The organism is Paenibacillus eucommiae (assembly GCF_017874215.1).
Classification (GTDB): domain Bacteria; phylum Bacillota; class Bacilli; order Paenibacillales; family NBRC-103111; genus Paenibacillus_AI; species Paenibacillus_AI eucommiae.
Window position 1 is genome coordinate 237,688 of sequence record NZ_JAGGLB010000009.1, and the last position, 12,376, is coordinate 250,063.

Annotated in this window: 8 protein-coding genes; 3 read left to right on the plus strand and 5 right to left on the minus strand. The window is 44.7% G+C overall.

The annotated features are described in order from the left end of the window. Positions 1-96: 96 nt before the first annotated feature. The 3 genes from J2Z66_RS15650 to J2Z66_RS15660 all read right to left on the minus strand — a co-directional run bounded on the left by J2Z66_RS15650 (position 97) and on the right by J2Z66_RS15660 (position 4,521). A complete protein-coding gene (locus J2Z66_RS15650; RefSeq protein WP_209972367.1) occupies positions 97-549 on the minus strand; it encodes a DUF2269 family protein in 453 nt (150 codons plus the stop codon). 174 nt (positions 550-723) lie between these two features. Continuing rightward, positions 724-2,778, minus strand: a complete 2,055-nt coding sequence (locus tag J2Z66_RS15655) for a LuxR C-terminal-related transcriptional regulator (RefSeq protein WP_209972368.1) — start codon at positions 2,776-2,778, stop codon at positions 724-726. Between the two features lie 186 nt (positions 2,779-2,964). Further along, positions 2,965-4,521: a tetratricopeptide repeat protein gene (locus tag J2Z66_RS15660; RefSeq protein ID WP_209972369.1), complete on the minus strand. Its 1,557-nt coding sequence runs from the start codon at positions 4,519-4,521 to the stop codon at positions 2,965-2,967. Between the two features lie 334 nt (positions 4,522-4,855). Between J2Z66_RS15660 and J2Z66_RS15665 the strand changes: the two genes are divergently transcribed. Continuing rightward, entirely contained in the window at positions 4,856-6,781 is a 1,926-nt protein-coding gene (locus J2Z66_RS15665; protein WP_209972370.1) for an AraC family transcriptional regulator, read from the plus strand. Between the two features lie 76 nt (positions 6,782-6,857). Here J2Z66_RS15665 and J2Z66_RS15670 read toward each other — a convergent pair whose 3' ends face one another. Then, positions 6,858-7,952, minus strand: a complete 1,095-nt coding sequence (locus tag J2Z66_RS15670; RefSeq protein WP_209972371.1) for an ABC transporter substrate-binding protein — start codon at positions 7,950-7,952, stop codon at positions 6,858-6,860. Between the two features lie 87 nt (positions 7,953-8,039). Next, positions 8,040-9,698 carry a helix-turn-helix domain-containing protein gene (locus J2Z66_RS15675; protein ID WP_209972372.1) on the minus strand — a complete coding sequence of 553 codons (1,659 nt, stop codon included), beginning with the start codon at positions 9,696-9,698 and terminating at the stop codon, positions 8,040-8,042. 233 nt (positions 9,699-9,931) lie between these two features. Here J2Z66_RS15675 and J2Z66_RS15680 point away from each other — a divergent pair, with 233 nt between their 5' ends. Beyond that, positions 9,932-11,665 (plus strand): DUF2207 domain-containing protein, encoded by a 1,734-nt coding sequence (locus J2Z66_RS15680; protein WP_209972373.1) that lies wholly within the window; start codon positions 9,932-9,934, stop codon positions 11,663-11,665. 38 nt (positions 11,666-11,703) lie between these two features. Continuing rightward, positions 11,704-12,252, plus strand: coding sequence for a LemA family protein (locus J2Z66_RS15685; protein WP_209972374.1), 549 nt, complete (start codon positions 11,704-11,706; stop codon positions 12,250-12,252). Positions 12,253-12,376: the final 124 nt, after the last annotated feature.

Genomic DNA, 12,376 nt, shown 5'->3' on the forward strand with positions numbered 1-12,376 from the left:
TGCTGCTCTTCGTCGGTAATAAAGTAGGCGTGGACTGCATCGGCCAAATCGCGGATCCAGGCTGTAGGTTCATTCCGCTCCAATTCTCTCGATTAATTAAGGTTTAATAATCATAAATACGAATAATACCAGGCCCATTGCCGAAGCTGCATAAAGCATCACATTTGCTCTTGAGAGGTTGGCCCTCTGCTCCTGAGGAAGCTCGCTTTTGCTTAAGTTCTTGGCATCGAATACCCATTGTGCGACCCGTTTCTGCGCTGGAGCTACGAAGCCGATCACGACGATTTGGATCAGGATATAGAGTATAAGCGATCCCAATAACCACAACTGCGTGTAAGAACCGTAGTTGTTCAGCGTGACGAGCAGAATACCTGAGAGCACCGCAATGGATCCCCCGATTTTCGGAAAAAAGTCCAGCATACGACCCAGCTTCATGGAGTGTCTCAATTGTTCCAACGTTTGGTTGTTCCTAACCAACACGTGTCCAAAAAATGTTGGACCAACACCAATAATTGCCGATAATACATGAATCAACACTAACCACTTCACTACACAGTTTCCTCCTCTCTAGATACTTGATTTGATAACATTAAGAGTACCACCTTGCTTTCATGCATTCTATTATCCGAACGTAGCAAAATTGTCCATTACGGGTATACCTTCTCTCCTCACAGACAAAAAAAGAAGACAAGCTCTCCCTTAAGAAAGCTTGTCTCCTTGCGATCATTCTGTTTTTTTCAAGTAACTGTTAACCAGTTGCGTTCGATTCCTGACATTCAACTTCCGAAATACTGCTGTCAAATGCTTCTTGACCGTTACTTCTGTAATATACAAGTCCGCCGCGATTTCTTGATTTGTATAACCTTTTACCAGCAGAACCACCACTTCTTTTTCCCGTTCGGACAGCATCGGCATATCATTATTTTGCTGCTTGGAATGATCTACAAGGCCGAAGGACGCTATCATTTTGTTCAAATAACCCTGCAGCTTGCCGCCCCTCGTATCGAGAACGTAATATGGCGCAGGAGCGTTACTGTCATAATCGTAATGTGCAACGTTTTTCGCCTGCTCGCACCCCAAGCTAAGGTGGAAATCCTTTAAGAAGGAGAGATCCGGAGGAGCAGCCACGACATAATCGGAAGAAATAAGCAGTGAGATGAACGTTAGCCCTGCAGTTGTACGCATCGCCACATCCTCAAAATCCGACACATCGATCGTTTTCACAAAGTAACCCGCAATATGTTCAATCGGCACCCGGAGTTCCTTTAGCCTATGGTCCGGCAGACTTTGGAAATAAGTAGATGAGAGCGGGTGAGTTAGCAAGTAGTCAAGCGTTCCTGTATGGATCGGAATGATTGCCGTCAGACCGCATATGGTCCCCTGCTGATCTCTCATTAGCTTAACAATGCCAGGATCGAGCTCGTAAAGCTCTTGAAGATGAATATGCTTAACTGAGTATAAACTTTCTTCTTTAGAAATCATATACTCGAACATCTCGCCCGTCTCCGGGTTCTGGAGAGGAAGGCAAATTTCCTTGGGATTGCTGCGACGATTGTCCAAATACTGCTCTGCCTCCGCCCAATTGGATGGACTGAGCGGCTCCATGAGATATGGAGTCAATTTCTGATAACAGAAATTGCGGACAACATGATCGCCGATATAATAGTACCATTCGACGCCTTCCCAAGCGATCGTCTTTCTCTTGGACTGGTTGGTCATCCTGCTGTAGTAATACATAATGCAGCGCTTCCATAACCAGTCATAATGTTCCGGCTGGCGCAAACGCAGCTCATAGCCGATGGCATCCCGCATCAAATCATGAAGGATCCAACCCCGATCCACTCTCCGAATGAAGGAAAGTCCGATCAGCCATTGGAATAAATCCGTCTTTACCTCCTGATCCAATACATAGGAGAGCAGCTCCTGGTTAAAATGCCGAAGAACAGCTACGGTCTCTACGAGCTCCCTAAGATTGTCATCCGGAACCTCTTTTAGCCAAATGCTCACGATATGTTCGAACACTTCGGTTCCATCCACCAATTCCAAGCCCTGAATGTTCTGAACCATCGTCGTCGAGACGATCAAGGACAACGTGAGCGGATGTCCTCTCGTTTTCATCCAAATCTGTTTGATCATCGGCTCCTGAGAAATACCCGAGCGCTCCAGATATTCCTTAACGGAAAAGTAATCCAGATCCCCAACGGGCATCCGGTGTATCCAATAGCGCCATGCCGGAGAACTGAGCCATATGCCTTGCAAGGGGAATCTTCCCGCAATGAGAATCAGGATTTCCGGGTACAATTGAGGGAGAAATGCCTCTCTCAGCCAGAGCTCCATATCACCCATGTCCTCGAATGTGTCTAATGCGAGGACATGCTTCTGATTCACCGCCTTTTCCCTCAGGATGTCAAGACATAGCTCTAGAAGCGCCTGCGGATCGGTAATCTGCTGCAGCTTCTCCATCGGATAGCCGAGCATACGCAACAATTGCGTGCAAAAGTCCTGCGGTGTATGAGAGAACCCGCGGCTGTCCATCAACAAAAAGGCGGCATTCACATTCACCGCCAGCCGGCGGAACTCATCGATTAAATAGCTTTTTCCTACGCCGCCGGTACCATAGAGATTCAAGATCCGACCCTGTTGTCCCCCGACTGTCAGTTGCTGTATGAAATACTGAATTTCGATATCCCGTCCTACCAAATAATGCCGTTCCAGCTGGTCAATCCGGGCAGCTATGCGTTCCTCGGAACCGCCCGCCTTCACCTTGTCATCATGCATAGGATATTACCTACCTTCGAATTACATCATCATAAAAAATTCGGGACGAGTACGTTACAGCAAAGTAGGTGCTTTAGCCTTTAGGTAAATTATATATTACACTCTATTGTGCAAGCCAGTACTTCTTTTCTGATCTCGTTTACTGATGTAATCTTTGTATGCTCTGTGAAATCCAATTTTTCTCGATTAACTAAACTCAAATTTGTTTAACAATTCCAACGCCTCTTCATGATCAGGCTCAAGCTCTAATAATTTTCTTAAGTAACTGCATGCCTCTTCGTCTAATTCTAATTCGAAACAACAAATGGCTAGACAATAAAATACGGTTACTACGATCTCATCTTGGTCTTCATGTACCGATATTTCCAAAAAACGTTTGGAATCTTCGTACAGTCCCATCTCAAACAGTATCAATCCACAATCAAGCGCTAGATCATACCGCTGCTCCATTACGTAGTAAGATGACCACATTAGCTGTATGCCTCTCAGAATATCCTGCTTTTCTTCGTCGTTTGCATCTGATAACAAACTAGAGATTTGCGTCGTACTCTGAATGAAAAATTCCGCATCATATCCACCCAAACGCCAAAAACTTAATATTTGCTGTAATCCCATGCTTGTTATATGGCGATCTACCCATTCCTTCATACTAAAAAATTCGTCCGGACCAAAGCGTTCAAAACATCGGCGATAAGCTAATCTTGTATTCGCATAGTCCATAGGATTATCCATATTAAGCATGCAGCCAACATTTATATTTGTATAATGATGCGGCGGATATAACGCCGCGGCTCCTCTTTGTTCGAAAACATGCTGGATCGCATGGTAATTTGCGGTTAAAGAAAAGCTTCCATGCAGGATCAACTCTGGTGGTTGTGCAAATTTCCAGCTATCCAGCAAGTGATCTCCTTTGTCTGCAGTTATTAAGAGGAATCCCGCCTGAGACAACTGGTTTAAACGCTCTAAACAAGCTATTCCAGCGGCCGGAAATAAAATATGTGAATCTTCTAATTGTTCCTGATAAACGGCAATGACGTCCCGGTAAGGATAGTCTGCTTGTTCATATTCAGGCGCCCGTCGATATTCATAGTGTAAAGATATTTGATCTAACCATTCTGATGGTTTAAGTGAATCATGATGTTCCGGATATTCGACAAAAACATCTGCTTCATAAATTTGCCCATCACCAACATAAATCAACTCTTGTGGAATGCTATCAAAAATGTAGTTGGCAACAATGATTACCGGTTGTTTTAAATCTCCTTCTCTAATCGTTGTGCCTGATACAACGAGGTTCAGAACCGTATCCTGAACAGCATCAAATCGCGCAAAATCCAGCAATCCCTCTGCAATAAAAGATTGCAGCGCGGGATGTTCCTTCCAGGCCAAAACATTGTCCATCGCCAAATCCGTCATGATATAGCGCAGCGAAGGCAGTGAAATCCCCGCATAGTCTCTCAACTGGCAAAGCTCATGTAACACATGATAAGCAAACCGTCCCGCTCCTGCTCCAAGCTCCACAATGATAACAGGCTCTGAACAATGTTCCTTATTCGCCCGATCTTGAAGAAACCCAAATATCATTTCTGCATATGAAGCAGCGATCATCGGATTACTCGTTATGTATTGAGGAACTTGGTCATTGTTCCATGCCTTCATTCCTTTTTCTTCATAATACTTCCGCTGAATATTCCATATAGGTGCTTCACTAAAACGGTAACGTTGTTTTCTTTGAATTGTCATTTATCCTTATCCTACCCTCTGAACTTTATACGATACCTATTATCTTACATCAATAGCAACCTTTTTACGATCAATGCCTATCGAATTTTCCGTAATTGAGGGGATAATAAATTCTAAACGGCATGTAATTATGGTATATTTGAGACATCTTATCGGAATGGCTTCGAGTATTAAAGGCGCTGTACATACCATTCCACACTCTCACCGGCTGTCATTAACTCAAAGGTGATCGAGTAGATTCCAAGTCGTTATTCCGGCAATTATTTGGAAAGGGGGGACTAACCTGGACTGGGAGAGTCAGACCATACTATGGAATTATACGTTCATCCGGACGATGGATATACGGTATTTAACATTACGGGGAGAAGAAGAGCTTCGGGAATATCGTCTGCCGGTCAGTGGGTTCATTTATGTAGTAAGTGGTCATGCCACGATAAATCTCGACCTAACAGCCTATAGGGTCAAGCCGCAGCAATTATTGCACGGGGGCAAGGGCATGCACTTGGCTATCGTACCCAATGATGAGCTTTTCGCTTATTATTTGATTCTATATAAGGCTTCGTTGAGCTCTCCTCACAATCGTTATATGCGGCGCTTGTATGAAGCAACCGCCCCGTTTGAAACCCAGTACAGTTGCTCCTTATCATCCGCTCCGCTGCTACAAGGTTATCTCACGGACATGATCCATCACTGGCAGCAAGCAATGCCGCTGGACAAGCTGCGTGTCAAGGCGCTGTTCTATCAATTTATTTATGAACTGATGAGGATGGTGACAGAGCAAGAAGTTTCAGGTAATCACCCTGATCTGGTTGGTCAGACCGTACGCTATTTGCAGGAGCATTACCGGGATTCCGTGACCATGGACGATTTGGTTGCGATGCTGAATTGCAGCCCCACACATTTGTCCCGCTTGTTCAAACAACGGATGGGAACCAGTCCGATCCATTACCACATTCGAATACGCATGGAGCATGCCAAGAAGCTGTTGTTGGACAGTGAAGCAAGCTTAAAGGACATAGCAGCAAGTGTAGGCTATTCCGATGTGTTTTATTTTAGCCGGATGTTCAAAAAGCATACCGATTTTTCGCCCTTGCACTTTCGCAACCAGTTTGCCGGAACGGAGCTTGTACCGTATTCTCCATTAAATAAGGTAGCATCTGCTATGGATAGCGAAAAACTCTCTTGCTATATTGATAATAATAATTATTATCAATACAAAAAGGGAGAGAAACAAGCAATGAAGATGTATGCAAAACCGTCATTCCTGACGATGTCTATTCTGCTGAGCCTGGCACTTGTGTTGAGCGCTTGCCAGCCGGCCGCGACAAATACAACGATGAGCAGCGGAAACACTGCAAAATCAGCAACCGTACAACCCACACAGACGCCAGTGGAAGCTTCCGCCTCTGAGAGCACAACAAAAGTTACACCGGCAACCCGAATGTACAAGCATATCGATGGTGAAACAGAAATTCCGACGAATCCGAAGCGGATATTCACGGACCTAAAGGTAGGACAATTAATGGCATTAGGCGTGAAGCCAGTTGGCAGCGCAACCTGGCCGCTGCGGGCAGGCTTTATAGATACAACAGGTATAGAGGACCTGGGGGCATTTCCACTCAACCTGGAGAAGCTTACTTCCCTCGAGCCTGATTTAATTATTCTGACGGAGGCTTGGCGTGATGGCGGAGGATACGAGGCTTTTAGCAAAATTGCTCCGACCATCGTCATTCCCAACTACGGCGAAGATATGTCTAGTGAATTGCTGATGTTTGGAGAGATGTTGGGCAGGGAGAAGGAAGCGAAGCAATGGTTATCTGAATTCGAGGCCAAAGCAGCGAAATCCAGGGAGAAGGTCAACGCTGTTATTAGGGAAGGAGAAACTTTCTCCATACTGAATGTTCGGGCAGACAATTTCTATATATATGGAAATGATAATATGGGCGGCGGTATTATTTATTCGATTCTGGGCTTAAAGCCGCAAGATAAAGTCAAGCAGGATGTCATCCAAGGAGAGGTATGGGAGGTATCGGCCGAGGTCATCCCCGAATATATTGGCGATCATTTATTTATCGCATCCAATAAAAGTGCGGAGGAAGCACTGAAAAATAACCAGAAGATTTGGGCGAATACCCGCGCTGTGCAGAACAATAACGTATACGCGATAGACTTTGATCAATTTTTGCCCTCTGACCCTATCAGCACCTCCCATCAATTGGACATCATTACGGACCTGTTGGTAAAGAAACATGCAAAGTAATAAATAACGCCGACGCCAGGCGTACTCACAAGAAGAGCCAACGCTCAAGCGTTGGCTCTTCTTGCTTGAAATCGAATTATTTACTAACGGTCAACAATTGTACGATATCATCCATTTTCATGCCTTCTGCGATTGGGCCGCTCAGCATCCAGTGTCGTGCTGATAATTTATATACTTGATTCTGCTTTACAGCAGGAATCGTTTTCCAAATATTCATTTGCTCCACAGATGTCACAGTGTCCATCGCTTTTTGAAAATCTGTTTCTAGTTGCAGTGAACCTCCAGCCGTGACGAACAAATAATCCGCATTCAACTCTGGAAGCTTCTCCAATGACAAACTAATGCCCCATTCATCCTTTGTTGTTTTCTGCAAATCCTGGATGCTTGCTGCCGGCGACAAACCCAGATCGTCGTATAAGACACTTACGTATTCAAAACCCGGAAAAAACAATTGGACTTCCTTCTCCGAAGGCCGGATGACGCCAACCGTTTTGTTATTGCCAATTTTCTGAATTATCGTTTCACGCGCTTGTTTCAGTTTGTCATCATATGCTTGTATAACTGAATTTACCTTCTCTTCCCGGTCTAACGCTTTGCCAATCTCGGTGATCGATGCTTTCCAATCATCACGGTTATAGGCTAAGGTTGGGGCAATTTGTGAAAGCTTTTCAAACACCGCCTGATCAGCATAACCGTTAGATGTTAGAATTAAATCAGGCTGTGCGGCAAGAATGGCTTCGTAATTAATACCGCCTGCTGAATACAGCATAGGAATTTTCTGTTCCTGCAGCCTCTTGTACAGATAATGCCCTTCCATACCGTCAGCAAGCACCAATGGAACTTCAAGCGACAGCAGCATGTCCTCTAACCCTATACTGACAATGCGTTTAGGTTGGGCAGCAATTGTCGTCTCCCCATACACATGTTTTATTAGCTTGGTTGCACTTGCTTCAGGAGTGGCAGTTGCTGTTGCGATTTCCGTTTGTACAGGCTCGCTTGTCTGCGCTTGGGCCACTTCCTGGGTTGCGGAAGGCTGCACATTTTGATTCTCCTTGCTGCCACATGCTGCTAACACAATGGCAAGAAATAGCAGAACCAAGCCTAATGCAGCCTTCCCCATTTGATTGCTTTTACCTCTTTCATTACTGTTGGCTCTGTCTTTTGATTGCATGCTTAACCCTCCGTTTGATATTGATAATCAATATCAACAAAGTATAAGACATCCCCTCTGTTTTGTGAATACACACATGTGCTTATTTTAGTGCGCATAGCCGCACAACTGTGCATCTGCTAATTGATCCAGCATCCGCTCATGACTGAAGGCAGAATATTCTCCCCAAGGGAATTCGAACCAAGGGAAGTCAGGCAGCAGCGAAAACTTTCCATTACTTACAGCGGGAACACGTAACCAGCGCTCTGATTGCTTCAAAGCCTGCCAGGTATTCTGTGATTCAGCCTCTTCACCCACACTTAGCAGAATATGGCCCACTCTCTTCAAATCATCTATTTCCCACATAAGCTCTTGCCTCCACTCATCCGCTTGATCAGAATCCTCTGGAAGCTTCAATTCCAGGTCATCATACAATACTGTAGCGGCCCGGCTCCCGACCCTGAATAGCTTGCCGCGAGATATCTTAAGCATGAGAACGGGATCTTCTCCGAATTTCATTTTCATATGAGGTCTGAGCTTTTGTGCTTTGGCATCGTAGTTATCCAACCAAATCTCCGCTTCCTTCAATTTGTTCACAAATTCCGCAACAAGTCTTAAGTGCTGGCGCCAATTTAAAGTATTGTAAGGGATTAACAACAAAGGCGCAATTTCTTTCAGCTTTTCGGCTTCCTCTTCAGGAATCATATAATCCAATGCGATGATTAAATCGGGGCTGGAAGCACGCAGCGTTTCTTCATTAAACCTATAGTCATGACTCAAAGGAATCGTTATATCCATATGATATTTTTTCCGGTAGTAATCGTCCCAATACTGATCGATCGGCGCAGCGAAGGGAATGATTTGCAAGGGGAGCAGCTGACCGATATTTGCCCAACTGTATGCCGCAACCTTAAGCACCTGATTCCGCAAATAGACAACAGGTGCAATTCCCACCTGCTTCTTGAACATTCGGCTGAAATAAGTCGGGTTTTGATAGCCTGCCTGATAGGCAATATCCTGCAGCGGCAGATTCGGCTCTTCCAGCATTAACCGCTTAGCTTCCTGGATTCGCAAATCTGTTATGTAATCACCAACACTTTTCCCATACTTCTCTTTAAATAAACGCATAAAATGATACCGGCTCATGCCAGTTAATTGAGCCAGATGCTGTATTGTAATTTCTTCCTTATAATGCTGCTCAAGCTCCTGTTTGGCCCGCTCCAATATGCCTAATGATTCATGGATAGCCGTCTGAAACGCAATGCCCAACAGTTCATGCAGTCCTGCCTCGCAATAAAAGCGATCTGCCGCATTTCCTTTGCCCCACAGCCTAAAAAGCATTTTACACTTTTCGATAGCTGGTGACGCCGGAGAAAGCCTTAACATACTCTGCAGTGGGAATATCCCTCTATTTAGGTGTTTCCCCCCTTCCTCCGCTTCCGGCTGCACAGAAGAAGAATGCCAAGCCACCTCAAAACGAATCATATAGACTTCAGGCTCATCTGTTTGATGTGAAACAATCTCCACAAGCTGATGGGGGGTACAAAGTATTAGTGCACTATGCTTTAACGAATAATAGCAGCCATCGATAATCACATGACCAGAGTGACCTCCTGCCACGATAAGCAGATTATAGGGCACTTGTCTGTCCTCCGGCTTTAAACGCCAATGATATTTATCAACACATTCCACGCCTCTCAGCTTCAGCCATAGGCTTTCGAGTGACATATCGGCCAAACCTTCCAGAGCAGATTGCATTTCATCCATCCTTTCTCTCACGCACTTTTGTGAATTCCCAATATAGACTATTTTAACTGATAATTATTCTCACATCGAGCTTTTTTATGCTAGGAAAAGACAGTATTATCTAAAAAGTAAGTAGCTTTCTGCCGATATAGGTTTATGTACCTATAGTTCTTTCGACATATTGGCGCGATTTGCAAGGAGACCCATATGACAACGAGAACATCTATACTCGTTTCAGAAAGGAACTATCCTATATGTCCTTAATGCCTAAATGTATAGCACTTATAGTCTCACTCTTCTTACTGTTGTCTTCCCCGATCGCATATGCGGAGGATCGTTCCTTTGAAATTCGTGAGGTTGACATTCATGCCCGCATCGACAGCGATGGCAGCATGCACGTTACAGAGCGGGATACATATCATTTTAATGGCTCATTTCAAGGGATACTTGTGGATCTCCAAACTACCGGATCGGACGGAATCGAACATTTTCAAGCTTTCGAGATGAGTGGAGAGCAACAAATTCCACTACACTTCGAAAAAATAGGAGATGGAGAGACACTACAATACAAAATTTATACTCCATCCGCGGACGAAACCAAGGTATTCCAAATCATGTACTCTCTTAAGAATGTTGTGCAAGTCTATGCAGATACCGCAGAATTGTATTGGAAGTTCTTTGACTCTACTAACCAGAGCAATCTAGAAAAAGTTGGCATTGATATTGAATTACCCAATGATATACGTCAGGAATCGATTGTCGCCTTCGGACATGGTCCCTTGCATGGTACGCACAATATCAACAACAACGGTATTGTACGGTATCAGATTAGTCCGCTGCCAGCTAATGAAATGCTAGAAGTTCGGATTCTTTTCCCCAACGGATCTGTACCCGGCAGTACCAAGGTGAGCGACGCGATGATGTACGATCAGATTATCGAAGAGGAAGAAAACTGGTCCTACTATATGGGTATGGCGAGTGTTTACGGTGCCCTGGCTTTGCTTATCGCAAATGTTGTTGCAGGGATCATTCTGCAATACAAATTTGGAAATAGATCCCGATCCAAGTGGAAAGGTAAATATTATCGCGAGATTCCTAACGACGTAACACCTGCTGTCGTAAGTTATCTGATGCGCGAACGAACGAAGCCCAGGGACCTCATGGCTACCATGGTGGACCTCGCAAGAAAACAATATGTATCAATGAAAGAAATTAAGAACGGAAGTAAGCCTAAGGAGAGCCATTACTCGTTTCAACTGATAAAAAGCTCTACGTCTGATTTACAGCCACATGAGAAGAAGCTACTCGACTGGTTCTTCCATCAACTGGGTAACAATGAGAGTGTGTCGATGGCCCAAATTCAAAAACATATTGAAGTTCAATCAAATGCCGCTGAATTTTTGAAGAATTGGTCGGAGTTTAAGGAGGAAGTCGCCGAAGCTGCCGTTCGGCTAGGCTATATCCAGCATCAGAAGTGGGTTCCCCGCGCGGTCATACTTATTTTCATCGTTCAATTTTTCGGTTTCTGGTTTGTAGCACACACAGACTGGACATGGTTGATGTTCTGCGCTCCCTTCCTGCTCTTCTTCAAACCGGGAAAGAGACGGAGAACCCCATTAGGACAGACCGAATATGTGAAGTGGAAGGCATTCAAACGCTTTTTGCGCGATTACAGCCGAATGTCAACTCGTGAGCCGTTGGAAGTGCACCTGTGGCAGCACTACTTCGTATACGCCATCCCGCTGAATGAAGCGAAGCGGATGAAAGAGATTGGTCATTTGAAAATGCCTGTTACGAGGAGCAATGAATCTATCTTTTTCGATAGTTCCTTTGCTCATAGCTACAACTCTTGGGATGATAAGTTTGAACATACAATCTCACAGGCATACAAATGCGCCAATCCCTCAGATTCGAGTTCGGATTCGGGAGGCTCATTCTCTTCTGGCGGGGGTGGTGGCGGCGGCGGGGGTGGCCGGGGTGCCTTCTAGTCAGCAAGGACATACACATATTTAGGGAGGTAATACGAATGGAATTGTACATTATTCTTATTGTAGTAGCTATTCCGTTGTTGTGGCTTGTATTCAAGTATAATCGACTTGTTTTGCTTCGCAATCGGGTACGCAACAATTGGTCGCAAGTGGAGGTTGTGTTGAAAAATCGATTCGATCTCATTCCAAATCTAGTTGAAACCGTATCCGGGTACGCTGCACATGAGCGAAATACGCTTTCCCAGCTTACCGAACTGAGAACGAAATACGCATCTGCGGAGTCCGTACACCAAAAGGCGGAGGCTAGCGATAAAGTGTCAGGATTGCTCAGCCGGTTGATGGTCGTGGCCGAAAATTATCCCGACTTACACGCAAGCGAAAACTATCTTTACCTCAAGCAGCAGTTGACCGAAACCGAAGATAAAATTCGCTATGCGAGACAATTTTACAACGACACGGTAGAGGCATTCAATACAGCAATCATGAGCTTTCCGGCCAATCTGATTGCGGGCAAGTTTGGATTTCGGGAAGAATCGTTTTTCTATATAAATGAGTCGGAAAAGGCGGTACCGAAAATTAAATTATAAGGAACCTGAAAAGCAGTTTTCAGCATAGCCCCTAGTGCAGTTTTCAGCACGGTTTGTTGAAGACAAAAAATCAGGGTACCCCTATATGGGATGCCCTGACGTTCTTAGAATACTCACATTCATT

Excerpts from the sequence above, each read along its gene's own strand:
- J2Z66_RS15655 (WP_209972368.1), bottom strand. The coding sequence starts at position 2,778 with ATGCATGATGACAAGGTGAAGGCGGGCGGTTCCGAGGAACGCATAGCT.
- J2Z66_RS15660 (WP_209972369.1), bottom strand. The coding sequence starts at position 4,521 with ATGACAATTCAAAGAAAACAACGTTACCGTTTTAGTGAAGCACCTATA.
- J2Z66_RS15665 (WP_209972370.1), top strand. The coding sequence starts at position 4,856 with ATGGATATACGGTATTTAACATTACGGGGAGAAGAAGAGCTTCGGGAA.
- J2Z66_RS15670 (WP_209972371.1), bottom strand. The coding sequence starts at position 7,952 with ATGCAATCAAAAGACAGAGCCAACAGTAATGAAAGAGGTAAAAGCAAT.
- J2Z66_RS15675 (WP_209972372.1), bottom strand. The coding sequence starts at position 9,698 with ATGGATGAAATGCAATCTGCTCTGGAAGGTTTGGCCGATATGTCACTC.
- J2Z66_RS15680 (WP_209972373.1), top strand. The coding sequence starts at position 9,932 with ATGTCCTTAATGCCTAAATGTATAGCACTTATAGTCTCACTCTTCTTA.
- J2Z66_RS15685 (WP_209972374.1), top strand. The coding sequence starts at position 11,704 with ATGGAATTGTACATTATTCTTATTGTAGTAGCTATTCCGTTGTTGTGG.